A 25,080-nucleotide genomic window follows, 5' to 3' on the forward strand; every position below is an offset into this window, starting at 1 on the left:
CGGACGAGACGCGAAGATGGCCACCGATGGTGCGATCCGCCAGAGGTTTTCATCGGAGAGGGGATCGTGCCTGCACTCGCAGTGAAGTCGCTCTACAAAATATTCGGTAACCGAACCGACGAGGCGATGAGGCGCCTCGCGGACGGCGCGCCCCGCGCGGAGGCTCTCGCCGGGCTGCCGGCCACGGCCGCCGTGATCGACGCGAACTTCGAGGTACGCCCCGGCGAGATCTTCGTCGTGATGGGCCTGTCCGGCTCCGGCAAGTCCACCCTCATCCGGATGCTCAACGGCCTGCTCCGCCCCACGAAGGGCAGCGTGCGGGTCGACGGGGTCGAGCTGACCACGCTCAGGCCCGCCGCGCTGCGCAAGCTCCGCCGCGAAAAGATCAGCATGGTCTTCCAGCACTTCGCGCTGATGCCACACCGGACGGTGCTGGAGAACGCCGGGTACGCGCTGGAGGTCGCCGGCCTCCCGAAGGCCGAACGGCGCGAGCGCGCCCTGGAGGCGCTGCGCATGGTCGGCCTGACCGAGTGGGCGGACAAGCTCCCCCACGACCTGTCCGGCGGCATGCGGCAGCGGGTCGGGCTGGCCCGGGCGCTCGCCGCCGGCACGGACATCCTGCTCATGGACGAGGCGTTCTCGGCGCTCGACCCGCTCATCCGGCGGGAGATCCAGGACCAGCTCCTGGAACTCCAGGCCGAGCTGGGCAAGACCATCATCTTCATCACCCACGACCTCAACGAGGCCATGCGTCTCGGCGACCGGATCGCGGTGATGCGGGACGGCCGGATCGTGCAGATCGGCACCGCCGAGGAGATCCTCACCGACCCCGCCAACGACTACGTCGCGCAGTTCGTCGCGGACGTCGACCGCACCCGCATCCTCACCGCCTCGTCCGTCATGGAGAAGGCGCAGACCGTGCTCGACGTCAACGTCGGCCCCCGGGTGGCCGCCCGCGCGCTGCGGGAGAACCAGACCTCGGTGGTCTACGTGACCGGCCCGCGGAAGCAGTTCCTCGGCACGGTCACCGAGGACGAGGTCCTGCGGGCGTTCCGTGAGGGCCGGCAGAGCCTGGCGGGGTACGTCTCGACCGAACAGGTCCGGACGGTCACCGCGGACACCGCCGTGGCCGACCTGTTCGCCGAGTGCGCGGAGAGCGTCCATCCGGTGGCCGTCCTGGACGCGACGGGCCGGCTGTCCGGCGTGATCCCCCGGATCACGCTGCTCGCCGCCCTGGCCAGCACGGCTCCCGACAGCTCACCGACGGACGACGTCGAGCCCGCGGCGGACGACCCCGTCGACAGCGGGCCGGCCGACGCGGCAACGCCGGCCGAACTCGACCTGATCAGCAAGAAGGAAGAGCCGGTATGAGCCTGACGCAGTCTCCGCTCGACTCCTGGCTGCCCCGCGTGCCGCTCGGCACGTGGACCGAGTCCGCCGTCGACTGGGCCACCGCCACCCTCGGCCCGGTCTTCGACGCGGTCGCCACCGTGGTCGACGCCCTCGTGCGCCCGCTCAACGACCTGCTCACCGGCGTACCGGCGGTGGCGGTCGTGCTGGTCCTCGCCGCGCTCGGCTGGTGGCTGCGCGGCTGGAAGTTCGGCCTCGGCACCGCCGTGGGCCTCGGCCTGGTGGCCGGGATGCCCTACTGGGAGGAGACCATGAGCACCCTCGCCCAGGTGCTCGTGGCCAGCGCGCTCGCCCTGCTGCTGGCGATCCCGCTGGGCGTCTTCGTGGCGGAGAACAGGCGCGCCTCCGCGATCGCCCGGCCGGTGCTGGACCTCATGCAGACCATGCCGGCGTTCGTCTACCTCATCCCGGCGATCTTCTTCTTCGGCATCGGCACCGTGCCCGGCGTGCTGGCCACGCTGGTGTTCAGCATGCCGCCCGGCGTACGCCTCACCGAACTGGGCCTGCGCCAGGTCGACCGGGAGATCGTCCAGGCCGCCGAGTCGTTCGGCGCGCCGCCGTGGATGGTGCTGCTGCGCACCAAGCTGCCGCTGGCCCTGCCGACCATCATGACCGGGGTCAACCAGGTGATCATGCTGGCCCTGTCCATGGTGGTCATCGCCGGCATGGTCGGCGCCGGCGGCCTCGGCGACGTGATCATGTTCGCGCTGTCCCAGGTCGAGGTGGGCAGCGGCTTCGAGGGCGGCATCGCCGTCGTGGTCCTCGCCGTCGTGCTCGACCGGCTCACCGATTCCGTGGGCGACCGGTTCCCCTCCGCGCGGGCACAGCGCCTCGCGCGCGAGGCCGCCTGACCGTCGCCCTCCGCGCCGGCACCCCAGTTCCCGCGTACGCGGGTCCGCCGGCCTGTTCCACAACCGGAAGGACAACCCTGTGTTCACGACCATGAAGCGCGTCCTCGCGCTCGCGGTGACCGCCACCCTGGCGCTGGCCGGTGCGGCCTGCACCTCCGAGTCGGACGGCGGCGCCGCCAGCGGCAAGAAGATCACCATCGGCTACATGGCCTGGGACGAGGCCATCGCGGCGTCCCACCTGTGGCAGCACATCCTGGAGGAGAAGGGCTACCAGGTCCAGCTCAAGAACCTGGAGGCCGGTCTCGTCTACGGCGGTCTCGCCAGCGGCGACATCGACCTGTTCCTCGACGGCTGGCTGCCCCAGACCCACGCCTCCTACCTGGAGAAGTACGGCGACAAGCTGGAGAAGCTCGGCGTCTGGCACGACGACGCCAGCCTGAGCATCGCGGTGCCGAAGTACGTGGAGGGCGTCGACTCGCTCGACGATCTGGCCGCGAAGGCCGGCACCTTCGGCGGGCAGCTCATCGGCATCGAGCCGGGCGCCGGCCTCACCAAGGCCACCCAGGAGAAGGTGATCCCCAGCTACGGCCTGGACGGGGCCATGAAGCTGAAGACCTCGTCCACCCCGGCCATGCTCGCCGCGCTCGACGGCGCCATCGCCGACAAGAAGCCGATCGCGGTCACCCTCTGGCACCCGCACTGGGCCTACGCCAAGTACGAGTTGAAGGACCTGGCCGACCCGAAGGGCACGCTCGGCCAGGCCGAGCAGATCAACACCTTCGCCCGCAAGGGCTTCGGCAAGGACTTCCCCGAGGCCACCGCGATGCTGAAGAAGTTCAAGATGGACGGACCGCAGCTCGCGTCCCTGGAGGACCTCATGTTCAACACCCACAAGGGCGACGAGGAGAAGGCCGTCGAGGAGTGGCTCAAGGCCAACCCCGACTACGCGAAGACGCTCGCCTGATGTGAACGGGGCCCGCCGGCCGCGCCGGCGGGCCCCACTGTCATCCCGCGCGCCGCCGGCGCAGCCACGCCGCGCCCCCGCCGACCACCGTCGCCCCGATGGCGGTGCCGATGGCGACCAGCGCCGCGCCCACCGCCCAGAGCCCGGTGTCGTCCGTCGACGCGGCCCGCGCCGCCCACGTCGCGGTGAAGGCCACCGTCATCACCGGCGCCACGAGCCAGGGACTCCAGAACCAACCACCCACGGCGGCGATCACGACCAGCGTGAGCACCGCGCCGGCCACCTGCCACACGGCGTACGGGCCGCTGGTCGCGCCGGTCTCCAGGTCGACCGTGTAGCCCGACTCCCAGCCCAGCCACGCCCACCAGGCGCCGACCGTCGCGGCCGCCAGGAGCAGGCCGCCGAGCAGGGTACGCGTCGTCTTCGTCACGCCCCGATCCTGCCGCGTCGCGGAGTCACGCGGATGAGCATGCGTGCTCAGTTCCAGGCGTGGCTGTGGCTACGGCGGCAGGACCCGTACCTTGGGCCATCGTCTGCCCGGGTCGTGACGAGCGAGACGGGCGCGGGACAGCTCGACCGTCACCCGCCGCGGGTTGCGCCGCCAGATCCCGTCGAGCAGGTCGTCCAGCCCGAGCGGGGCACACACGTGCAGGGTCCCGGCGGCGTCGAGACGCACCGCGACCGCGGTGGCGGTCTCGGGCCAGGTGGTCACCGCCTCGGCTATGGAGCGGAGCGCGTCGACCGGACCGGCGCCGAACACGCTCTCGTACCAGGTGTGTACGGCGGCCTGGTTGGTCGCCTCCCAGGGGATCGCCGGATCGTGGCGTCGTAGCAGTTCGGTCGCCGCGGCGTCACCGCTCCGGGTCAGATTGTGGGGGTCGAAGAACGCGACGTCGACGTCCCGCACGTCCCGGGGCTCGAAGCCACCGCCGAAGCGCCGGCCCCAGACCAGATCACGGAGGACACCCGCCCCCACCCACGCGTCCGGTAGACCTGCTTCCCGCACCACCCCCAGCACCCGGACGAGCCACGGACACGCGGCGAGCAGCTCGGCCAGCTCGGCTGCCCGGGGAGCGCGTGGCTCAGTGGAGAGCGACATGGGTCCTCCGCGGTCTCTCAGGTCATGGCTGCGGTCGTCACCAGATCGCTTCCCACCGGTTCCACCGCCCGGGCGGTCACTCCAACGTCCAGCTGATGTCGGGCGGCCGGACCCGGGCACAGATCGGCCCGTCGTCGGCGCCCGTCAACCGGAGCCGCCCGACCAGCACGCCGGCACCGTCGTGTGCGGCGCGGAGCACCTCGGTCGGGATGTCACCGAACATGAGCTTCGCCCGGCGGAACAGCTCGAAGCGGTCGTCCGTCACCGAACCCCAGCTCAGGTAGAGGAAGCGCGCCCCCAAGCGCCCGTGCACCCACGGCCCACCGACGTCGAGCAGCCCGTCCACCTCTCGGCTGGTGACCTCCACCTGCCAGGCCGCTTCCCGCGCGTCGGCCGGAATCCGGTCGACCACCTCGGCCCGTCGCTGCATCCCCACCTGCACGTCGCGGAGCCGGAGCAGGTCGGCCTCGGCATCGGCGCGCCGTCCCGGCAGGTCGCTGCCCTCGATCCGGATCAGCATCCCCCGACTGTAGGACGGCACACCGACAAGGTCGGGACGGTCATCGAACCGCGCTGCCGCACCCGCACGGACCCGGAGCGTTTCGCGCGCACCGGGTGCGGGTGGAATTCCGGCTGGAAGGTCGTGGAAGTTTCGGCGCGAGCATCGAGGAACGTGTCGCCAGATCCGATGCGGTTGGCCAGCCGGGACACCGGCACCATGGCCGAGCTGGCCTCCGAAAGAGCAGCCACGCGAACGAGAGCAATCGACATTGACCGATAACTTGACCCCGGGTATCGTCCAGTCGAATTTCTCGCACAGTCCTCGGAAGTTTCGGAGCCAGTTACCGCGCGTCCGATGATGGCGGCAGCCGCCACACCAGGCACGCGGGCCATGCAGAGGAGTGTCATGGAACGTCTACTGAGGCGTAACCGCTTCCGGTTGGCGGTGGCCGCCGCGACCGGCGCGCTGGCGGTGGCCGGGGCAGCGCTGGTGGTGCCGAGTCTGGCCCAGGCTGCCACCACCCTGGGCGCCGCGGCGGCGCAGTCGGGCCGGTATTTCGGCACCGCCATCGCGGCGAGCAGGTTGAACGACTCCACGTACAGCACCATCGCCGCGCGCGAGTTCAACATGGTCACCGCCGAGAACGAGATGAAGCCGGACGCGACGGAGCCGAACCAGAACCAGTTCAACTTCTCCGCCGGGGACCAGATCTACAACTGGGCGACCAGCCGCGGCATGAAGGTCCGGGGGCACACCCTGGCGTGGCACGCTCAGCAGCCGGGCTGGATGCAGAACATGAGCGGCAGCACGCTGCGCAACGCGATGATCAACCACATCAACGGCGTCATGGCCCACTACAAGGGCAAGCTCGCCGCGTGGGACGTGGTCAACGAGGCGTTCAACGAGGACGGCAGCCGCCGCCAGTCCAACCTCCAGGGCACCGGCAACGACTGGATCGAGGTGGCGTTCCGCACCGCCCGGACGGCCGACCCGTCGGCCAAGCTCTGCTACAACGACTACAACATCGAGAACTGGAGCTACGGCAAGACGCAGGGCGTCTACAACATGATCCGGGACTTCAAGTCCCGCGGCGTACCGATCGACTGCGTCGGTCTGCAGACCCACTTCACCGGCGGCAGCTCGCTGCCCGGCAACTTCCAGACCACCCTGTCCAGCTTCGCCGCGCTCGGTGTCGACGTCGCGTTGACCGAGGTCGACGTCACCAACTCCTCCACCTCCCAGTACGCCGGGCTCACCCAGGCGTGCCTGAACGTCCCGCGCTGCATCGGCATCACCGTCTGGGGCGTACGCGACAGCGACTCCTGGCGCTCCAACGAGAGCCCGCTGCTGTTCGACGGCGGCGGCAACAAGAAGGCCGCGTACACCTCGGTTCTCAACGCCCTCAACGCGGCCAACCCCTCGCCGACCGGCACCGGCTCACCGACGCCGACCACGCCGCCGCCGAGCAACGGCGCCAACCGGATCGTCGGCAGCCAGTCGGGCCGGTGCGTCGACGTGCCCAACGCGTCGCAGACCAACGGCACCCGGGTGCAGCTCTACGACTGCCACGGCCAGAGCAACCAGCAGTGGACGTACACCGCGAACAAGCAACTGACCGTGTACGGCACCAGGTGCCTGGACGCCGCCGGCTCCGGCAACGGCGCGGCGGTCCAGATCTACAGCTGCAACGGCCAGACCAACCAGCAGTGGAACGTCAACTCCAACGGCACCATCACGGGTGTCCAGTCCGGCCGCTGCCTCGACGTCTGGGGCACCGGCAACGGGCAGCAGGTCCAGCTCTACGACTGCAACGGACAAGCCAACCAGCAATTCCGACTCGTCGCCAACGGGTAGCGTCGTCAGACCCGCGATCAGGAGCAGAGTGACCATGGAACGGGCGGGCTCGGTGCGGAACCGAGCCCGCCGCCATGACCTGTTCGAGCGTCGAGCCGAACCGCAGCATGCCGTCGCTGTCGCGCTGGACATGTCTTGATCAGTGGGTAGGGTCGGCCGCATGGCTGACGCTGTCGTGATCCCCGGCGGCCGGTTCGGACCGGGCGCTCCCCTGCTGATGTATGCCGGCGATGTTGCGGAGCAGCGGGGCGCAACGGTACATCGACACTCGTGGTCCGCGGAGTTTCCGAAGCCTGACCAGCCAGAAATCGAGAGCTGGGTCGGCGGTGAGATCGCTCCACTGATCGACACCATCAGCGGTCGCCCACTGCTGATCGGCAAGTCGCTCGGCACGAACGCGGCAGCCGTCGCCGCCGAGAGATCCCTGCCCGCGGTGTGGCTCACGCCCTTGCTCACCCTGCCGTGGGTGGTTGACGCGCTGGCCCGCGCAACCGCGCCGTTCCTGCTCGTGGGTGGGACCGCCGACAAGGTATGGGACGGTGACATCGCCCGCCGGCTGTCACCCCATGTGCTGGAGGTGGAAGGCGCGGACCACGGTATGTACGTACCCGGCCCGCTTACCGAGTCGATCGCGGTGCTCAGCCGGGTCGTGGTCGCCGTGGAGGATTTCCTCGACACGATTGGCTGGCCGAGCTAGGCATCTGGTCCCGCATGGCCTGAATCCGGCAGCCGCGCTCGCCAAGTCGCCTTGACGGCCACCAGCGCGCCGGCTCTACTGATTGGCTTCGCTGGCGAAGACGGGCAGGCGGCGATCGAGCGGCAAAGCAGCAGGCAGTAGCTCCGACGCCGCCATGGCTGACCAGGGTGTCTACGTGGTGGGGCGGGCGGGACTCGAACCCGCGACCGAGGGATTATGAGTCCCCTGCTCTAACCCGCTGAGCTACCGCCCCGCTACCGCGCCGGATCGTAACCCGCTCAACGGATCACCGGCCATCACCCGTCGGGTCGGCTTGATGATCTGGCCGGCACGATGGGCAACGCGAGGATAACAGCGCGCAGCGGATCATTCGGTCCCGCTGGTGTCACGTCCAGCCCGTGCCGTGCAGCTCGGCGAGCACCGCCCCGGCGGCCCGCCAGCCGCTCGCGAGGGCACCCTGGATGGACGGGGTGTCCCGGTGGTCGCCGGCGACGAAGAGCCCGTCGCCGAGCGTGACCGGCTTGCGCAGCCGGCCCTGCGGCGGCGGCGCGGCGGGCAGGGCGTGCGGCACCGACACGGTCGCCAGGTGGGTCCAGTCGGCGGTGGAGCGCCCGTAGAGGCGGTCCAGTTCGCCGCGGACCAGCGGCTCGGGCGGGGCCTGCGGGCCGACCACCGAGGTGGCGACCAGGTGCTTCCCCGCCGGCGCGTAGGTGGGCGCCGCGTTGCTGATCACCACCGTGTTGGCGACCAGTTCGCGCCGGTCCCCGTCGAGCAGCAGGATCGGCTCGGCCAGCGGCGGGGTGTCGGTGCTGTGGTAGTAGGTCGTGTAGCTGTGCATGCGTACCCGTTGGAGCCGGGGCAGCAGGGTGGCCGCGGCCGGCGGATCCGCGGCGACCACGACGGCGCGGCAGGTGAGGTCGCCGGTTGGGGTGCGGACCCGGCCCGGCGCGACCTCGGCGACCGGGGTGTCCAGGTCGATCAGCTCGGCGGGCAGCGGGCCGGCGACGGCCCGGGGCAGCGCGGCCATGCCGCGGGCGGGCAGCCCGATCCGGCCCCGGGCGAACGCCCGCAGGAGGACGGCCAGCACGTGGCTGGAGGTGGTCAGCTCGCGGTCGAGCAGCACGCCGGACAGGAACGGCCGGAGCAGTTCCTCGATGAACGCGGCGGAGAGCCCGGCCCGGCGCAGCGCGACCTCGCTGGTGGTTTCGGGTGCGTTGAGCAGCCGGCCGATCGGCAGGGTGGCGCAGCCGGTGGCGAGCGCGGCGAAGCGCAGCCGGTCGACCAGCGAGCCGATGCCGGCGGACACGGTGCCGGGCGCGCCGGCGGGGTCGCGCAGCGGGTTGACCAGGCGTGCCAGCCGGTCGCCGCGGCGCACCAGCACCCCGGGGGTGAACCAGCCCAGGTCGAGGGCGTCGAGGTCGACCAGGCCGCCGAGCCGCGGGTAGGCGGTGTTGAGCACCTGGAAGCCGCGGTCCAGCAGGTAACCGTCGACCTCGTCGGTGGCGACCCGGCCGCCGAGCCGGTCGGCGGCCTCCAGCAGCCGCCAGGGCACGCCGGCCCGGTGCAGCCGGCGGGCGGCGGCGAGGCCGGCCAGGCCGCCGCCGACGATGACCACGTCCGTCTCAGCGGGCATGCTCCACCTCCGCCCCGGCCCGGTCGCCGTTGCGGTTCGTCCGGGACAGTCGGCCCGGCCACCAGATCTTCGGCCCGATGTCGTACGCGAGCGCGGGCACCAGCAGCGACCGGACCACGATGGTGTCGAGCAGCACCCCGGCGGCGACCGCCACACCCAGCTCGACGAGCACCACCAGCGGCAGCACGGCGAGCGCGGAGAAGGTGGCGGCGAGCACGATGCCGGCGGAGGTGATCACGCCGCCGGTGACGGCCAGGCCGGTGAGCACCCCGGCCCGGCTGCCGCGCCGGACGGATTCCTCGCGGACCCGGCTCATCAGGAAGATGTTGTAGTCGATGCCGAGCGCGACCAGGAAGACGAACGCGAACAGCGGGAACGACTGGTCGACCCCGGGGAAGTCGAGGACGTACCGGAAGATCAGCGCGCAGAGGCCGAGCGTCGCCAGGAACGACAGCACGACCGTGGCGATCAGCAGCACCGGGGCGAGCAGGGCCCGCAGCAGCAGCGCCAGGATGATCGCGATGACCAGCAGCACCACCGGGATGATGACGTTGCGGTCGCGGGTGGACGCGTCGGCGGTGTCCACGTTGATGGCGGTGAAGCCGCCGACCACCGCGTCCGCGCCGGGCACCCGGTGCACCGCCACGCGCAGCTCGCGTACGGCGCGTTCGGCGCCGTTGCTGTCCGGCGGGTCGGCGAGGGTGGCCTCCAGCTGCACCCGCCCGTCGACCACCTCGGGCGGCCCGGCCGGTCCCTGCCGGCTGAACGGCCGGACCGAGGACACCCCCGATACGCCCTGCGCCACCTGGGCGACCTGCTGGGCGGTGGCCTGGTTGGTGAAGATGGTGGCCGGGCTGCCGGTGCCGGCCGGGTAGTGGCGGGCGATCACCTCCTGACCGGCCACCGAGTCGGTGCGCTGGGTGAACAGGTCGGACTGGCCGAGGGTGGTGGCGCCGAGCTGGGTCACCCCCAGAGCGAGCGCGGCCAGGACCACCGCGGTGACGATCCAGACGGTACGGGCGCGGCGCGCCACGAAGCCCGCGATCCGCCCCCAGATGCCGTGTTCGGTCCGCGGGTCGGCGTGGTCGAACCCGGGTCGCCGGGGCCAGAACGCCCACCGTCCGCCGAGCAGCAGCAGGGCGGGCAGGAAGGTCAGCATCACCAGCAGGGTGGCGGCGATGCCGACGGCGCTCACCGGGCCGAGCGCCCGGTTCGAGTTGAGGCTGGACAGCAGCAGGCAGAGGAGGCTGACGATGACCGTGGCGCCCGAGGCGATGATCGCCGGGGCAGCGCCCTTCCAGGCGGCCCGCATGGCGTCCCACGGCCGCTCGTGCCGGTGCAGTTCCTCGCGGTAGCGGGCGATGAGCAGCAGCGCGTAGTCGGTTCCGGCGCCGAAGACGAGGACGGTGAGGATGCCCTGGGCCTGCCCGTTGAGCTTGACGACGTCGTTCTTGGCCAGGACGTAGACCACGAGGGAGGCCAGCGAGTACGACATCCCGGCGGCGAGCAGCGGGAAGACCCAGAGCACCGGGCTGCGGTAGACGATCAGCAGGATGACCAGCACCACGACCAGGGTGACCAGCAGCAGCGGTCCGTCGATGGCGGTGAACACCTCGATGAGGTCGGCGAGCAGGCCGGCCGGGCCGGCCACGTCCACGGTGAGCCCGTCCCGATCGGTGCCGGCGATGTCCCGTAGCCGGTCGACCACCGCGCCGATCTGTTCGCCCTCGGCCGCGTCGATCGGGACGACCACCTGGACGGCCTGCCGGTCCTGGCTGACGATCGGCGGCGGCAGCGGGCCGACGACGCCCGGCAGCTGGGCGAAGCGGGCCGCCTCGGCCTGGATCCGCTCCTGGTCGGCGGCGGTGATGCCCGAGGTGCGCTCGTAGACGACGAGCGCCGGGGTCGTCTCCCGGTCCACGAATCCGGCGGCGAGGTCCTGCGCCCGGGTGGCCTCGGCGTCGGCGGGCAGGAAGGACGCGTTGTCGTTGGTGGCGACGTCGCCGAGCTTCCCGGAGTACGGCCCGGCGAGGCCGCCGACGACCAGCCAGCCCAGCACCACGACGACCGCGACCAGCGTCGCGGTCCAGCGACTCCGCCCTCCGGCCATCCCGACCACCCTCGAATCGACGCAGCAATCGACGCAGCGCGAGTCTAAGTCGACATCGACCATCCTGCCGGGCCACCAAGCACCGCCGGGCGAAAACCACCCGACCCGGCGCGAGGGGCGACACAACGGGAAACGCCCGTCGGCGTGGCCGACGGGCGTTGTGGGTGTTGCTCCCCCGTTTGGACTCGAACCAAAAACCTGCCGGTTAACAGCCGGCTGCTCTGCCAATTGAGCTACGGGGGACCGTAGGTCACCCGGCTGCGGATCTCTCCGCGCCGTGCGACGGGGACAAGAGTACAGGACATCGGGGGGTGGTGCGCCAGGGGGGTTACCCGACTTCCCCCACCCGGCGACCACCCTCGGAGCGCTCTCAGAATATCGGACAAATCGCCATCTCGGCACAGGGAGGTATGAGCGGAGAGCAGGATGGGTAGTTAGCCGCCGACAGAGAACGCAGGCGCGAGAAGGTCGCTCCCGCCCGGGATCACCCGGTCGGGATCGGCGGCGCGTCAGGTACGGAAGGAGCCGCCATGCGCGGAAAGATCATGTTTCTTGGCGGGCTGGCTGCGGGATTCGTCCTGGGCGCCCGTGCCGGCCGGGAGAAGTACGAGGAGCTGGTGGTCCGGGGCCGCAAGGTGCTCGACCACCCGACCGTCCAGGAGGCGGCGGGTGTCGCGCAGGCCCAGGCGACCCGGCTCTACTCGGAGGGCAAGGACAAGCTGGGGCAGACCAAGCTCGGCGAGAAGCTGGGCACCGGCAACGGCAACGGCGGCAAGCCGGGGCTGACCGAGGCCGACAAGCCGTTCGCCGGCACGCCGGCCACGGTGGGCGCCAAGTCCGGCTCGACCGGCACGGGTTCGACCAGCTCGACCAGCTCGTCGACCACCAAGTCGTCCGGCACGAGCACCAACCTCTGACCCACCCGGAAGCGGGCCGATCGCCATTGGCGACCGGCCCGCTTCCGTCTGTCCGAACAAGATCGTGTCCGACTTTCGCTCATTCTAAGCAAAAGTGACAGCGGTTCAGCTAAAACTTTTGCCGTCAGCCTCTTCTCTTTGATCCCGAGCGCAAATATCGTCTCGCATAGAACCTGGCCAGGCTCTCGTCACCTTCCAGCGACCTCCTCAGCCTCGTCCCGGCGCTGAGGCGGACCCGCCCGACCAGAGCGAGGTTCGATGCGCAGAAGACCGTTCGGCCGCAGGGCCGCCGCCCATCTCAGCGTGCTCACTCTCGTCGCCGCGACGCTCGTCGCGACGGCGGAGCGGGCCCCGACCCCGGCGCAGGCGGCGCCGGTGCTCACCGCCCCCGCACCCAACAGCAACGGCATCCAGTACAAGGTGCTCGTCTTCACCCGGTCGGCCGACGGCAACAACGCCGCTACCGCGGCAGGCGTGCAGGCCGTCCAGCAACTCGGGCGGGAGCGCCGCTTCACCGTCGAGGTCACCAACGACCCGCGCAAGTTCGACCAGCCCCACCTGAAGCAGTTCCGGGCCGTCGTGTTCCTGAACACCGCCGGCGACGTGCTCAACGACACCCAGCAGGCCGCCTTCGAGGCGTACTACCGCGACGGTGGCGGCTTCGTGGGCGTCCACTCCGCCATCGAGGCCGAGCCGGACTGGTCGTTCCTCACCGACCTGCTCGGCACCCGAGCCACCGGCGCGCCGACGGCCGCGAGCCGGGCCACCGTCACCGTCGCCGACCGGGTCCACCCGGCGTCGGAGACGCTGCCGCAGCGCTGGTCCACCACCGACCGGTGGTACAACTTCGCGGGCAACGTCCGGGGCGTCTCGCACGTACTGGCCACGGTGGACGAGAAGACGTACGCCGGCGGCAGCATGGGCTTCGACCACCCGGTCACCTGGTGCAAGGACTACCAGGGCGGCCGCTCGTTCTACACCGGACTCGGCGCCACCCCGGCGAGCTACGACAGCGCCGACCTGCGGGCCCACCTCGGCGGGGCGATCCAGTGGGCGGCCGGCGTCACCGACGGCGACTGCGGCGCGACCGTGCTGGCGAACTACCAGATGACGGTGGTCGGGGCGCAGCCCAACGTCAGCGAGCCGATCGGCTTCGACGTCCTCCCCGACGGCCGGGTGATCCAGACCGACCGGCGCGGCGGCGTGCGGCTGCACGACCCGGCGACCAACGAGACCACCGTGCTGGCCCAGATCCCGGTCTACACCAACAGCGAGGACGGGATGTACGGCCCGGCGGTGGACCACGACTTCGCCACCAACAAGTGGGTCTACCTCTACTACGCTCCCCCGCTGGACACCCCGACGGGCAGCGCGCCGACCACCAGCACCGACCCGGCCGCGTGGGACCAGTGGAAGGGCTACTTCCAGCTCTCCCGGTTCAAGTTCGTCGACGGGGAGACCCCGTCGCTGGACGTGAGCACCGAGCAGAAGATCCTGCAGGTGCCGGTGGACCGGGGCGCCTGCTGCCACGTCGCCGGCGACATCACGTTCGACTCGGAGAACAACCTCTGGCTGGTCACCGGGGACGACACCCCCGCCGGCGGCGGCGGGTCCGGCGGCTTCTCCCCGCACAACGACTCGGTCAGTGCCACCGGCGTCTACCAGGCCCCGTTCGTCGACGCCCGGCGCAGCGCGGCCAACACCAACGACCTGCGGGGCAAGATCCTGCGGATCACCGTCGGCGCGGACGGGTCGTACACCGTCCCGGCGGGAAACCTGTTCCCGGCCGGCACGGCGAAGACCCGCCCGGAGATCTACGCGATGGGCTTCCGGAACCCGTTCCGGATCACCCTGGACAAGAACGACGTCGCCTACATCACCGACTACTCGCCGGACTCCTCGGTCGCCCAGGTGGGCCGGGGTCCCGCCGGCACCGGCCGGATGATGGTGGTCGACAAGCCGGCGAACTACGGCTGGCCGATGTGCGTGCAGCCGAACCTGCCGTACATCGAGATGAACTGGACCACCAACCCGATCTCGCCGGTGGCCCCGTTCGACTGCGCGGCGCCGAAGAACACCTCGCGGCACAACACCGGCCTGACCGACCTGCCGCGGGTGGAGAAGTCGGAGCTGTGGTACTCGTTCCAGGCCCCGACGCCCTGCCCGGAGTCCTACCTGTCGACTCCGACGCAGACCTGCCCGGTGCTCTTCCCTGAGCTGGGCACGGGCGGCGTCGGCCCGCACGGAGCGGCGAAGTACGACTTCGACCCGGAGCTGAGGTCGGAGACGAAGTTCCCCGAGTACTACGACGGCGCGATCTTCTTCGGTGAGTTCACCCGGGACACCCTCAAGGAGATCCGGCTGGACGACCAGGGCGACATCCTGAAGATCAACAACGTGTTGAACTGCGGGCAGGCGCCCACCACACCGGCGAAGCCGTTCCTCTGCGACAACCCGATGGACATGCGCTGGGGCGCGGACGGCAACTTCTACCTGCTGACGTACGGCGACGGGTTCTTCAACGTCAACCCGGACGCGGCGATGCTCAAGTTCAGCTACGTCAAGGGCCTGCGGGCGCCGACCGCCGTGCTGAACGCCACCCCGACCAACGGCCGGGCGCCGCTGACCGTCGGTTTCTCCAGCGACGGCTCGAAGGACCCGGACCCGGCGGACTCCATCTCGTTCGCCTGGGACTTCGACGGCAACGGCACCACCGACTCGATCGACCCGAACCCGTCGTTCACCTACACCGCCAACGGCGTCTACACCGCCCGGCTCACGGTGACCGACTCCAGCGGCAAGAGCGCGTCGGCGAACACCACCATCACGGTCGGCAACACCGCGCCGACCGTCACCGTCACAACCCCGCTGGAGGGCGGCTTCTTCAACTGGGGCGACGACATCCCGTGGACGGTCACCGTCACCGACCCGGAGGACGGGCCGGTCGACTGCGGCAAGGTCGAGGTGACCTTCGTGCTCGGCCACGACAGCCACGGGCACGGCGAGGCCAACCAGTTCGGCTGCTCCGGGGTGCTGCCCACGGACGCCGACGACGCCTCGCACGGCGGCTACATCTACGGCGTGGTCAGCGCGTCGTACACCGACCGGGGCGCCAACGGTCAGCCGGCGCTGACCACGGTGGACCAGCAGATCATCCAGGCCAAGCGCCAGGAGGTCGAGTTCGCCACCGAGGAGTCCGGCACGACGGTCGGCACCACCACCGACACCGGGGGCGGGCAGCAGCGCGGCAGCCTCGACCCCGGCGACTGGATCGCGGTCAACAACACCGTGAACCTGAGAAACATGCAGTCGGTGACGCTGCGCACCTCCGGGGGCAGCGCCGCCACCGCCGGGCAGCCCCGGTTCGGCGTCCAGTTCCGGCTGGACTCCCCCACCGGCCCGCTGCTGGCCACCGCCACGGTCAACGCGACCGCCGGCAACAACGCCTTCACCAGCACCACCGTGCCGGTGAGCGACCCGGGCGGGACGCACAGGCTCTACCTGGTCCTGACCACCGTCCCCGGCGGTCCGGCCGGCGGCTTCGGCAACCTCAACTGGGTCGAGTTCACCGGCCAGGGCATCGGCGTCACGCCGTGACGCCGAGGTGGGGCCGCCACCCGGCGGCCCCACCCCACTCTCTCCCTTCCACACCATCCAGCACCGTCAGAAAGGCAGTCAGCACATGAACGACACATCGCACGGCATGAGCCGTCGCCGGGTGCTCGGCACCATCGCCGGGGCGGCAGGCGCCGTCGCCGCCGGCGCCGCAGGGCTCGCCCCGTCGGCCGCCTTCGCCGGCAACGGGGTGCTCGTCCCGACCGGCAAGCGGGGCATCATCCTCTACAGCGTCCGCGACCGGATCGGCGCCGCCCCGGACGCCACCGGCGTGCCGTACGGGTTCGAGCGGGTGCTCGCCCGGCTCGCCGAGATCGGCTACAAGGAGGTCGAGTTCGCCGGGTACACCCAGCACACCTCGATCCTCGGCCGGCAGATCACCCCGGCGGAGATCCGCAAGATCCTGGACGACAACGGGCTGCGTGCCAACGGCTCGCACGCCTCCGTCCCGAGCACGGTCACCCCGGACACCATCGCGGCGTTCGAGCAGACCCTCGACACCGCCGAGATCCTCGGCATGACGCACATCGGCACCGGCAACGACCCGACCGGCAGCAACTACAAGGCCGACTGGGACGCCGCCGTGGACCGGTGGAACACCTTCGGCGAGATGGCCGCCGCCCGGGGCCTGAAGCTCTACACGCACAACCACGACGCCGCGTACGACTTCCTGCGCGACAGCGGCCCGCTGGACGCGCAGGGCCGGCCGACGCGGTCCTCCGGTGTGCGCAAGCTGGAGTACTTCATCGCGCGGACCAACCCGGAGTGGGTCTGGTTCGAGATGGACATCTACTGGGCGCACGTGGCCCAGCACCGGTTCCGCAGCTACACCGACCCGGACGGGGTGACCCAGACCAAGATCTTCGACCCGCTGGCCGTGGTCGCCGCCCAGACCATCCGGTTCCCGCTGTTCCACGCCAAGGACGGCACGTACGACCCGAACACGGCCGCCGGCTACGCCATGGTGCCGCTCGGCGAGGGCGACATCGACTACGGCACCTTCTTCGCGAACATGGGCGCGAAGGGTTACCACAACCCGATGTGGGAGCAGGACAACGCACCGGGCGGCGCCGCCGACCCGGGCCGGTCGCTGCGCTACGCGGAGATCAGCTACCAGCACATGTCGGGTCTGCGGGGCTGACGGACTCGACACCGGATCGCAGGGGGCCGCACCGGGGAACCGGGGCGGCCCCCTCGCGTCACACGGTCGTGACGCCGGTGTGGCACATTCGGGGGGAGGTGATCGTGATGACGATGGTCGGACCGGAGACCGCCGACCAGGCGCGGCTGCTGCGCCTGCTGCGCGACGACGGCCCGCGCTCGCGGGTCGAACTGGCCGACGCCCTGGGCCTGCCCCGGGCCCGGTTCACCGCCGAGGCGGACCGGCTGGCCGCGCAGGGCCTGGTGGAGACCGCCGGGCCGGCCGCGTCCCGGGGTGGCCGGCGCTCGTCGCTGCTGCGGGTCGGCCGGCAGGTGCGCTTCGGGGCGGTGCGGGTCGGCGACGGGCGGCTGGCGGTGGCGCTCACCGACGGCGAGTTGACCCTGCTCGCCCGCCACGACGAGCCGGTGGACGTGCGGCTCGGCCCGGAGGTCGTGATCGGCCGGGCGATCGAGCTGCTCGGCAAGCTGCGGGCCGAGTCCGGGCTGGCCCGGCTGGCCGGCGTCGGAGTGGCGCTTCCCGCGCCGGTCGCGGTCCGCGACGGCGCCCCGGTCTCCCCGCCCGCCCTGCCCGGCTGGCACCAGTTCCCGGTACGCGACACCATCGCCGCCGAGCTGGGCTGCCCGGTGCAGGTGGACAACGACGCCAACGTGATGGCCCTGGGCGAGCGGCACGCCGGCACCGGCCGGCCGTTCGAGGACTTCCTCTACGTGAAGCTGGGCGACGCGGTGGGCTGCGGGCTGGTGCTCGGCGGGGCGCTGTACCGGGGCGCGGCCAGCGGCGCCGGGGACATCGGGCACCTCCAGCTCAGCGAGGACGGGCCGCTCTGCGGGTGCGGCAACACCGGCTGCGTCGAGGCGTACTGCGGGGATGCCGCTCTGGTGCGGGAGGCCGTGACGGCCGCGCGGGCCGGGCGCTCGACGGCGCTCGCCGACCGGTTGGCCGCCGCCGGGGCGCTCACCGTGGCCGACGTGGCCGCGGCGGCGACCGCGGGGGACGCGGCCGCGCAGACCCTGGTCCGCGACGCCGCCCGCCGGCTCGGGCAGGTGCTGGTCGGCCTGGTCAGCTTCGTCAACCCGGCCATCGTGATCATCGGCGGGGCGGCACCGGGCATCGGGCCGGTCCTGCTCGCCGAGATCCGGGGCGTGGTCTACCGGCGCTCCACCCCGCTCGCCACCGGCAGCATGCCGATCGTCCTGTCCGACCTCGGCGACCGGGCCGGCCTGGTCGGCGCGGCCCGGCTGGTCAGCGACCAGGTCTTCGCCGCCCGCTGAGGGGAGCGGCGGAGGCGGCGCCGACCATCATCGTCACCGTGCCGCACCGGTTCGTCTCCCCCACTCCGCACCGGCGGCGGACCGTCCGTCTCGGCGCTACGAACTTGATGGCGCAGGTGACTCACCCGCCGACCGCCCGGGTCACCGCCCGGCGGAGCGGACGAGTCGTTCACGCCATCAAGTTCGTAGCGGCCGACGAATCTAGTCCCGGCTGGTGGAGAAGGCCGCGTCGAAGGCGGCGGACGGGGCGTCGAAGGCGAGCCGGCGGACGAACTGGAGCGCCTCGGGTGCGCCGACCAGGCGGTCCATGCCGGCGTCCTCCCACTCGATCGAGATCGGGCCGGTGTAGCCGATCGCGTTCAACGCGCGGAAGCAGTCCTCCCACGGCACGTCACCGTGGCCGGTGGAGACGAAGTCCCAGCCCCGGCGCAGGTCCGCCCAGGGCAGGTGGGAGGAGAGCCGGCCGCGCCGGCCGTCCCCGGTGCGCACCTTCGCGTCCTTGCAGTCGACGTGGTAGATCCGGTCGGCGAAGTCGAAGATGAAGTTGACCGGGTCAAGCTCCTGCCAGACGAAGTGCGACGGGTCCCAGTTCAGCCCGAACGCGGGGCGGTGGCCGATCGCGTCCAGCGCCCGCTTGGTGGTCCAGTAGTCGTAGGCGATCTCGCTGGGGTGCACCTCGTGGGCGAAGCGCACACCGACGGAGTCGAAGACGTCCAGGATCGGGTTCCACCGGTCGGCGAAGTCCTGGTAGCCGCGCTCGATCATGGCGGGCGGGACCGGCGGGAACATGGCCAGGGTGTGCCAGATCGACGAGCCGGTGAAGCCGACAACGGTCTTCACCCCGAGCTTCGCCGCCGCCCGGGCGGTGTCCTTCATCTCCTCGGCGGCGCGGCGGCGTACGCCCTCCGGCTCGCCGTCGCCCCAGATCCGGGCGGGGAGGATGTCCTGGTGCCGCTCGTCGATCGGGTGGTCGCAGACCGCCTGCCCGACCAGGTGGTTGGAGATGGCGAAGACCTGGAGGTTGTGCTTGGCGAGGGTGGCCCGCTTGCGGTCCACGTACGACTCGTCGGCGAGCGCCTTGTCGACCTCGAAGTGGTCACCCCAGCAGGCGATCTCCAGGCCGTCGTATCCCCACTCGGCGGCGAGCCGGCAGACCTCGTCGAACGGAAGATCGGCCCACTGGCCGGTGAAGAGCGTGATGGGTCGCGCCATTGTCCTTCTCCCCTGTCGTGATGGGGGATTCCGTAGCGGACCGGGGCGAGGGCGACCGGGTGCCGGCGACCCCGGCGGGCACCGGTGGACGCGATCGCGTCTGGGCCCGACGGGTTGCGCCTCCCGCCGGGTCACCGGCCACCTCGCGGTCGCCGCCCTCACTCTAGGTCGGCCGCGGCCGGCGCGGAAGGGCCGGGGACGGTCAGGCCGGCTCCGCCTCGTCCTCGGGGGCGGGCAGCTCGGCGTGGACCAGCCAGCCCCCCTCGGGGCGCGGGCCGGCGTGGAAGGCGCCGCCGACCGACTCGGCCCGCGTCCGCAGGCCGGCGGTCGAAATGGCGGGCCCGTCGCCGCGTAGCTCGACGGTGAGGCCGGCCGGGTCGTAGCGCAGCCGGACCGCGACGGCCGCGCCCGGCGCGTGCCGGCGCGCGTCGGTCAGCGCCTCCTGGATGATCCGGTACGCGGCCACGTCGACCGCGGCGGGCAGCGGGCGGGGCTGGCCGCCCACCCTCCAGCGCACCGGCCGGCCGGCGGCGACCTCGTCGATCAGCGCGTCCAGCCGGGTGAGGCTGGGTGCGGGCCCGGCGGGCGACGCCGACGGCTCGACGCGGCGCCACACCCGCGACAGGGCGGCCCGCAGCACGTCACCGACGCTCGGGCGCGCCCGGGCGACCCGACGCCACCGCTCCAGGCGTCCCACACGGTCAAGGTACGGCAGCACCCCGGCGGCGGACCGGGCGGATCCCGCAGGTCGCCCGGTCCGCCGCCAGCGCCGGTCAGGGCAGGGTCCACTTCTGGTTCGCCGCGCCGGTGCAGGTCCAGAGGTGTACGGGGGTGCTGTCGGCGGAGTTGTTGCCGGAGACGTCCAGGCACTTGCCGGACTGCGGGTTGCGCAGCGTGCCGTCGGCCTGGGCCGACCAGTTCTGCGCCCCCGTGCCGTTGCACGTCCAGAGCTGGATCTTCGTCCCGTCGGCCGAGCCACCGCCCGAGACGTCCAGGCACTTGCCGAGCGCTCGCACGGTCGAGTTCGGCGTCACCGTCCAGGTCTGCGCGGTGCTGCCGTTGCAGGTGTAGAGCTGGATCTGGGTGCCGTCGGCGGTGGCCCCACCCCGCACGTCGAGGCACTTGCCGGCCAGGCCCCGGACCGGGCCGGTCCCGCTCCCACCGCCCCGGACCAGGGTGAAGTCGTCGACGTCGTACAGGCCGGAGCCGGTGCCGGCGAAGGTCAGCCAGACGGTCTGGCTGCCGGCCGGCACACCGGCCAGCGCGGTGCCGACGTCCGCGAAGGTGGTCCAGCCACCGGTGTTCGGCACCGCCACCTGGCCGAGCACGGTGCCCGTCGGGGAGCCGGTGCGGAGCTGGAGGGTGCCACCCGGGCCGCCGGAGACCACCCGGGCCCGCAGTGCGGTCACCCCGGTCAGGTCCAGCCCCTGGTACGCGGCCCAGTCGCCCGGGTCGACGTACCCCAGGGTCTGCCCGCCGTTGGCGCCGGCCTTGGTGAACGGGGTGACCCCGCTGGCCGAGCTGAACGCCTCGGCCTGCACGGTGGTGTTGCCGGTCGGCGGGGTGGTGCCCAGCTCCCTGATCCGGATGTTGCGGAACGAGACGTCGTCACCGGTGCCGTGGTTCTGGATGCCGACGTGGCCGGCGAGCGAGCGGGCCGGGTCGGTGTTCGTGAAGTCGTTGATCTTCACGCCGTTGAGGAAGACCTGGAGCCGCTCGCCCTCGACCAGCAGCTCGTAGGTGTTCCACTCCCCCGCCGGGTTGAGCGCCGCGTCCCGGGCCGGCAGGTCGGCGGACTTGAAGGTGTAGACCGCGCCGGTGGTCCGGTCGGGGCTGTCGGTCGGGTCGATCTGGATCTCGTAGCCGTTGTCCACCGCCGACCAGGGGTCGCTCGACGGCGGGAAGCCGATGAAGACGCCGGAGTTGTCGTCGCCGGCGAGCCGCCAGTCCAGCTTGAGCGAGTAGTTGGTGAACTGGCGGGCGCTGTACCAGTAGAGGCCCATCCCGCCGACCGAGGTGAGGGTGGCGTCGGTGTTGGTGAAGCTGCCCGGCCCGGCCTGGGACCAGCCGGTGATGGCGCCGTTGTAGAGCGGCGCGTAGCCGGTCTCCGGACGGCAGTCGGCCTTGCTGCGGCCGGCCGCGTACCGGATGCCGCCGAGCAGGTGGGCGCGGAACGCGGGGTCGGCGTAGGACGCCTGGGTGTGCCCGCCGCCGGTGTAGAAGGACCGGCCCCCCGCGTACGTCTTGCACCAGGCGTGCGGGTGGTCGCCGCCCATCGAGCCGCCCGAGTACGACGACTCGTCGAGGGTGGCCAGCACGTGCGCGGTGGACCGGGCGTTGGTGCGGTAGTTGTACCACTCGTCGGTGCGGTTCCAGGTCTGCGGCAGGTGGGCGGTGGCGGCGTGCGCCCGGTCCTCCACCTTCACGTTCGCCGGCTGGATCGCCGGGTGGGAGGCGAACCAGGCGCCGACCAGGTTGCCGTAGAACGGCCAGTCGTACTCGGTGTCGGCGGCGGCGTGCACGCCCACGTAGCCCCCGCCCGCGCCGACGTACGCCTCGAAGGCGGTCTGCTGGGTGGGGTTGAGCACGTCGCCGGTGGTGTTGAGGAAGACCACCGCCTCGTAGCGGGCCAGGTTGGCGGTGGTGAACTGGGCGGCGTCCTCGGTGGCGGTGACGGTGAAGTTGTTCGCCGCGCCGAGGTCGCGGACGGCCTGGATGCCGGCCGGGATGGCGTCGTGCCGGAAGCCGGCGGTCCTGGAGAAGACCAGCACGTCGTAGGGGGCGTCGGCGGCGGCCGCCGGGGTGGCCGGGGTGGTGCAGGCGAGGGTGGCGAGGACGGCGGTGGCCGCGCCGAGGGCGGTGCGGAGGAGTCTCATGTCGCTCTCCAGGGCCGGACGGGGTGCGGGGCCGGCCACCCGGCCCCGCACCGTCGGATCAGGGCAGGATCCACTTCTGGTTCGCCGCGGCGGTGCAGGTCCAGAGGTGTACGGGGGTGCTGTCGGCGGAGTTGTTGCCGGAGACGTCCAGGCACTTGCCGGACTGCGGGTTGCGCAGCGTGCCGTCGGCCTGCGCCGACCAGTTCTGTGCTCCCGTGCCGTTGCACGTCCAGAGCTGGATCTTCGTCCCGTCGGCGGTCGCACCGCCGGAGACGTCCAGGCACTTGCCCAGCGCCTTGATCGTCGAGTTCGGCGTCACCGTCCAGCTCTGCGCCGTGGTGCCGTTGCAGGTGTAGAGCTGGACCTGCGTGCCGTCGGCGGTCGCGGCGTTGCGCACGTCGAGGCACTTGCCGGCCAGCCCGCGCACCGGCCCGGTGCGCACGCCGGACGTGGTGAGCGTGAACGAGTCGACGTCGTAGAGGGCGCCGGCGCCGCCCGCGAAGGTGAGGTAGAGCGTGGTGGTCCCGGCGGGCGGGTTGGCGACCGCGCCGGTCACCGTGGTGAACGTGTCCCAGCCACCGGTCACCGGCACGGTGGCCGAGCCGAGCACGGTGCCGGTCGCCGAGCCGGCCCGCACCTGGAGGGTGCCGCCCACCCCGGCCGAGGAGACCCGGGCGCTGAACCCGGTGACGTTGCCGAGCTGGTAGGGCTCGAACGCGATCCAGTCCCCGTTGTGGATGTCGCCGACGGTCCGGCCGCCCTCGGCGGTCGCCTTGTCGAAGGTGTTGATCCCGGCCGAGGTCCTGAAGTGCTCGGCCTGCCGGTGCCGGGGTTGGAGGGTGTGCTGGGTGTGCGTGGTCAGGCCGCCGGAATCGGTGTACTCGGCGTCGAAGATCGCGAAGATGTTCGCGGCGTCGTCGTGCTCGCCGTCGACGGGGATGCCGATCGACCCGGTGCAGCCGGTGGCCGAGGTGATCTGGTGGCCGTGCTGGTCGTGGCCGAGCACGTAGGTCATCTTGACCCTGGTGCAGTCGATCGTGCCGTCCTCCGGGTCGGTCACGGTGATCCGGAACGGCACGGTGTCGCCGAAGGAGAAGAGCTGCCCGTTGCCCGGGCTGTTCACGGTGACCGTCGGCGCGGTGTTGCCGACGGTGACGGCCACGCTGGCGGTGCCGGTGGCGCCCTGCGGGTCCCGGACGGTCAGCGTGGCGGTGTACCGGCCGTTGGCCGTGTAGGTGTGCGACGGGTTGGCCGCCGTCGAGGTGCCGCCGTCGCCGAACGCCCACGCGTACGTGAGCGCCCCGCCCTCCGGGTCGGACGAGCCGGCCGAGGAGAAGGCGACCGCCAGCGGGGCCGTGCCGGAGGTCCGGTCGGCGGCGGCCCGGGCCACCGGGGCGCGGTTGCCGCCGCCGAGGTAGTCGAAGCGGTACAGCGCCGAGTTGGCGTCGCCGTTGAAGTAGCCGGTGCCGTAGTCGAGCACGTAGTAGGCGCCGTCCGGCCCGAACGCGGAGTCCATCACCTGTTTGCCGGTCCAGCCGAAGGCGTCGATGGCGCCGGGCGAGCCGTCGGCGTTGAGGTGGATCGGCTTGATCCAGCCGCGGCCGAACTCGGTGGCGAAGAACTGCCCGTCGAAGGACTGGGGGAACTTCGTGGTGGACGGGTTGGCGGCGTCGTAGCGGTAGACCGGGCCGGCCATCGGCGACTCGGAGCCGCCGCCGAACTCGGGCGGGCTGCCGGCGTCGCCCGCGTACCGGATCCAGGCCGGTTTCGCGGCCGGCAGGGTGCTCTGGCCGGTGTTGCGGAACGAGTTGTTCGTCGGGCCGCCCGCGCAGTTGTACTTCGAGCCCGCGGTGCCGGCGGCGAAGTCCCACTCGGCGTACGTCTCGGCCGCCGTGTTGGTGCCCGTGCAGTACGGCCAGCCGTAGTTGCCCGGCCCGGTGACCCGGTCGAACTCGACCTGGCCCGACGGGCCGCGGGCCGAGCTGGTGCCGGCGTCCGGGCCATAGTCGCCGACGTACACGATCCCGGTGGCCCGGTCGACGCTCATCCGGAACGGGTTGCGGAAGCCCATGGCGTAGATCTCGGGGCGGGTCCGCGCGGTGCCGGGCGGGAAGAGGTTGCCGGCCGGGATCGCGTACGTGCCGTTGGCGTTGACCTTGATCCGCAGGATCTTGCCGCGCAGGTCGTTGGTGTTGCCGGCGCTGCGCTGCGCGTCGTACCCGGGGTTGCCGTTGGTCCGCTCGTCGAGCGGCGCGTAGCCGGCGGAGTCGAACGGGTTGGTGTCGTCGCCGGTGGAGAGGTAGAGGTTGCCCGCGGCGTCGAAGTCGATGTCGCCGCCGACGTGGCAGCACAGCCCGCGGTCGGCCGGCACGTCCAGCACGTCGACCTTGCTGGCCTGGTTGAGCGTGAAGTCGGCGTTGAGGTTGAACCGGGAGAGCCGGTTGACGCCCTGCCAGGCGGAGAAGTCGGTGCCGGTGGCCGGCGCGTCCCCGGCCGGCGTGGACAGCGGCGGCGCGTAGTAGAGGTAGATCTGCCGGTTGCTCGCGAAGCCGGGGTCGACCCCGACGCCCTGGAGGCCCTCCTCGTCGTGGCTGTAGACCGGCAGGGTGCCGATCACGGTGGTGACGCCGGCGGCGTCGGTGCGCCGCAGCGTGCCGTTGCGGGCGGTGTGCAGGACCGAGCGGTCGGGCAGCACCGCGAGGGACATCGGTTCGCCGGTCTCGGCGACGCCGCGGGCGAGTTCGACCTGCTGGAAGTCGCTCGCCGGGATGGGGTGCGCGGACGCCGGGACGGGGGTCGCGGCCAGGCCGACCGCGCCGGCGGCCGCCGCGAGCAGCAGCGCCGATCCGGCGGGGAGCCATCGTCGGGTGGGGGTGTGGTGAGGGCTGGACATGCCTCTGCTGTCCC

18 protein-coding genes and 2 tRNA genes are annotated in these 25,080 nt (G+C 71.8%); 9 read left to right on the forward strand and 11 right to left on the reverse strand.

What is annotated here, in order from left to right:
* The first annotated feature begins 66 nt into the window (after positions 1-66).
* From ACQP12_RS26025 to ACQP12_RS26035, 3 genes are all read left to right on the forward strand, one after another.
* Positions 67-1,371, forward strand: coding sequence for a quaternary amine ABC transporter ATP-binding protein (locus ACQP12_RS26025; RefSeq protein ID WP_433282752.1), 1,305 nt, complete (start codon positions 67-69; stop codon positions 1,369-1,371).
* Complete coding sequence (locus ACQP12_RS26030) at positions 1,368-2,261, forward strand: ABC transporter permease (RefSeq protein WP_433282754.1); 894 nt, start codon at positions 1,368-1,370, stop codon at positions 2,259-2,261. The genes ACQP12_RS26025 and ACQP12_RS26030 overlap by 4 nt, the downstream gene beginning before the upstream one ends.
* Before the next feature lie 91 nt (positions 2,262-2,352).
* Complete coding sequence (locus ACQP12_RS26035) at positions 2,353-3,225, forward strand: glycine betaine ABC transporter substrate-binding protein (protein WP_433289457.1); 873 nt, start codon at positions 2,353-2,355, stop codon at positions 3,223-3,225.
* Positions 3,226-3,265: 40 nt separating this feature from the next.
* Here ACQP12_RS26035 and ACQP12_RS26040 read toward each other — a convergent pair whose 3' ends face one another.
* From ACQP12_RS26040 to ACQP12_RS26050, 3 genes are all read right to left on the reverse strand, one after another.
* Positions 3,266-3,655, reverse strand: a complete 390-nt coding sequence (locus ACQP12_RS26040; protein ID WP_433282756.1) for a hypothetical protein — start codon at positions 3,653-3,655, stop codon at positions 3,266-3,268.
* A gap of 69 nt (positions 3,656-3,724) precedes the next feature.
* Entirely contained in the window at positions 3,725-4,324 is a 600-nt protein-coding gene (locus tag ACQP12_RS26045; RefSeq protein WP_433282758.1) for a nucleotidyltransferase family protein, read from the reverse strand.
* Between the two features lie 76 nt (positions 4,325-4,400).
* A complete protein-coding gene (locus tag ACQP12_RS26050; protein ID WP_433282760.1) occupies positions 4,401-4,844 on the reverse strand; it encodes a DUF5990 family protein in 444 nt (147 codons plus the stop codon).
* A gap of 387 nt (positions 4,845-5,231) precedes the next feature.
* Between ACQP12_RS26050 and ACQP12_RS26055 the strand changes: the two genes are divergently transcribed.
* Together ACQP12_RS26055 and ACQP12_RS26060 are read left to right on the forward strand one after the other, a co-directional pair.
* Positions 5,232-6,680: an endo-1,4-beta-xylanase gene (locus tag ACQP12_RS26055; protein ID WP_433282763.1), complete on the forward strand. Its 1,449-nt coding sequence runs from the start codon at positions 5,232-5,234 to the stop codon at positions 6,678-6,680.
* A gap of 160 nt (positions 6,681-6,840) precedes the next feature.
* Complete coding sequence (locus ACQP12_RS26060) at positions 6,841-7,377, forward strand: alpha/beta hydrolase (RefSeq protein WP_433282764.1); 537 nt, start codon at positions 6,841-6,843, stop codon at positions 7,375-7,377.
* A 176-nt stretch (positions 7,378-7,553) separates the two neighbouring features.
* Here ACQP12_RS26060 and ACQP12_RS26065 read toward each other — a convergent pair.
* The 4 genes from ACQP12_RS26065 to ACQP12_RS26080 form a co-directional block, all read right to left on the reverse strand.
* A tRNA-Ile gene (locus tag ACQP12_RS26065) sits at positions 7,554-7,630 on the reverse strand.
* Between the two features lie 132 nt (positions 7,631-7,762).
* The gene (locus tag ACQP12_RS26070) at positions 7,763-9,010 is read right to left on the reverse strand and encodes an FAD-dependent oxidoreductase (RefSeq protein WP_433282766.1); all 1,248 of its coding nucleotides are present in this window, start codon (positions 9,008-9,010) and stop codon (positions 7,763-7,765) included.
* Complete coding sequence (locus ACQP12_RS26075; RefSeq protein WP_433282768.1) at positions 9,000-11,120, reverse strand: MMPL family transporter; 2,121 nt, start codon at positions 11,118-11,120, stop codon at positions 9,000-9,002. Before ACQP12_RS26075 ends, ACQP12_RS26070 begins: the two co-directional genes overlap by 11 nt.
* A gap of 170 nt (positions 11,121-11,290) precedes the next feature.
* Positions 11,291-11,363: transfer RNA gene (locus ACQP12_RS26080), tRNA-Asn, on the reverse strand.
* A gap of 287 nt (positions 11,364-11,650) precedes the next feature.
* Between ACQP12_RS26080 and ACQP12_RS26085 the strand changes: the two genes are divergently transcribed.
* The 4 genes from ACQP12_RS26085 to ACQP12_RS26100 all read left to right on the forward strand — a co-directional run bounded on the left by ACQP12_RS26085 (position 11,651) and on the right by ACQP12_RS26100 (position 18,085).
* Positions 11,651-12,037 (forward strand): hypothetical protein, encoded by a 387-nt coding sequence (locus ACQP12_RS26085; protein WP_357939285.1) that lies wholly within the window; start codon positions 11,651-11,653, stop codon positions 12,035-12,037.
* Positions 12,038-12,295: 258 nt separating this feature from the next.
* Complete coding sequence (locus tag ACQP12_RS26090) at positions 12,296-15,634, forward strand: ThuA domain-containing protein (RefSeq protein ID WP_433282770.1); 3,339 nt, start codon at positions 12,296-12,298, stop codon at positions 15,632-15,634.
* An 85-nt stretch (positions 15,635-15,719) separates the two neighbouring features.
* Complete coding sequence (locus ACQP12_RS26095) at positions 15,720-16,793, forward strand: sugar phosphate isomerase/epimerase family protein (RefSeq protein WP_433282772.1); 1,074 nt, start codon at positions 15,720-15,722, stop codon at positions 16,791-16,793.
* A gap of 107 nt (positions 16,794-16,900) precedes the next feature.
* Positions 16,901-18,085 carry an ROK family transcriptional regulator gene (locus ACQP12_RS26100; protein ID WP_357939279.1) on the forward strand — a complete coding sequence of 395 codons (1,185 nt, stop codon included), beginning with the start codon at positions 16,901-16,903 and terminating at the stop codon, positions 18,083-18,085.
* 201 nt (positions 18,086-18,286) lie between these two features.
* Here ACQP12_RS26100 and ACQP12_RS26105 read toward each other — a convergent pair whose 3' ends face one another.
* The 4 genes from ACQP12_RS26105 to ACQP12_RS26120 form a co-directional block, all read right to left on the reverse strand.
* Complete coding sequence (locus tag ACQP12_RS26105; protein ID WP_357939277.1) at positions 18,287-19,297, reverse strand: sugar phosphate isomerase/epimerase family protein; 1,011 nt, start codon at positions 19,295-19,297, stop codon at positions 18,287-18,289.
* 202 nt (positions 19,298-19,499) lie between these two features.
* Positions 19,500-19,994, reverse strand: coding sequence for a sensor histidine kinase (locus ACQP12_RS26110; protein WP_433282775.1), 495 nt, complete (start codon positions 19,992-19,994; stop codon positions 19,500-19,502).
* A 76-nt stretch (positions 19,995-20,070) separates the two neighbouring features.
* Positions 20,071-22,173: a lectin gene (locus tag ACQP12_RS26115; protein ID WP_433282777.1), complete on the reverse strand. Its 2,103-nt coding sequence runs from the start codon at positions 22,171-22,173 to the stop codon at positions 20,071-20,073.
* A gap of 58 nt (positions 22,174-22,231) precedes the next feature.
* Complete coding sequence (locus tag ACQP12_RS26120; RefSeq protein ID WP_433282779.1) at positions 22,232-25,066, reverse strand: RICIN domain-containing protein; 2,835 nt, start codon at positions 25,064-25,066, stop codon at positions 22,232-22,234.
* Between the last annotated feature and the right edge of the window lie 14 nt (positions 25,067-25,080).

It is taken from the genome of Micromonospora sp. CA-244673, from assembly GCF_050948395.1.
In the GTDB taxonomy this organism is placed as follows: domain Bacteria; phylum Actinomycetota; class Actinomycetes; order Mycobacteriales; family Micromonosporaceae; genus Micromonospora.

Coding starts and splice junctions, on each gene's coding strand:
- ACQP12_RS26030 (WP_433282754.1), top strand. CDS start 1,368: ATGAGCCTGACGCAGTCTCCGCTCGACTCCTGGCTGCCCCGCGTGCCG.
- ACQP12_RS26035 (WP_433289457.1), top strand. CDS start 2,353: ATGAAGCGCGTCCTCGCGCTCGCGGTGACCGCCACCCTGGCGCTGGCC.
- ACQP12_RS26045 (WP_433282758.1), bottom strand. CDS start 4,324: ATGTCGCTCTCCACTGAGCCACGCGCTCCCCGGGCAGCCGAGCTGGCC.
- ACQP12_RS26050 (WP_433282760.1), bottom strand. CDS start 4,844: ATGCTGATCCGGATCGAGGGCAGCGACCTGCCGGGACGGCGCGCCGAT.
- ACQP12_RS26055 (WP_433282763.1), top strand. CDS start 5,232: ATGGAACGTCTACTGAGGCGTAACCGCTTCCGGTTGGCGGTGGCCGCC.
- ACQP12_RS26060 (WP_433282764.1), top strand. CDS start 6,841: ATGGCTGACGCTGTCGTGATCCCCGGCGGCCGGTTCGGACCGGGCGCT.
- ACQP12_RS26070 (WP_433282766.1), bottom strand. CDS start 9,010: ATGCCCGCTGAGACGGACGTGGTCATCGTCGGCGGCGGCCTGGCCGGC.
- ACQP12_RS26075 (WP_433282768.1), bottom strand. CDS start 11,120: ATGGCCGGAGGGCGGAGTCGCTGGACCGCGACGCTGGTCGCGGTCGTC.
- ACQP12_RS26085 (WP_357939285.1), top strand. CDS start 11,651: ATGCGCGGAAAGATCATGTTTCTTGGCGGGCTGGCTGCGGGATTCGTC.
- ACQP12_RS26090 (WP_433282770.1), top strand. CDS start 12,296: ATGCGCAGAAGACCGTTCGGCCGCAGGGCCGCCGCCCATCTCAGCGTG.
- ACQP12_RS26095 (WP_433282772.1), top strand. CDS start 15,720: ATGAACGACACATCGCACGGCATGAGCCGTCGCCGGGTGCTCGGCACC.
- ACQP12_RS26100 (WP_357939279.1), top strand. CDS start 16,901: ATGACGATGGTCGGACCGGAGACCGCCGACCAGGCGCGGCTGCTGCGC.
- ACQP12_RS26105 (WP_357939277.1), bottom strand. CDS start 19,297: ATGGCGCGACCCATCACGCTCTTCACCGGCCAGTGGGCCGATCTTCCG.
- ACQP12_RS26115 (WP_433282777.1), bottom strand. CDS start 22,173: ATGAGACTCCTCCGCACCGCCCTCGGCGCGGCCACCGCCGTCCTCGCC.
- ACQP12_RS26120 (WP_433282779.1), bottom strand. CDS start 25,066: ATGTCCAGCCCTCACCACACCCCCACCCGACGATGGCTCCCCGCCGGA.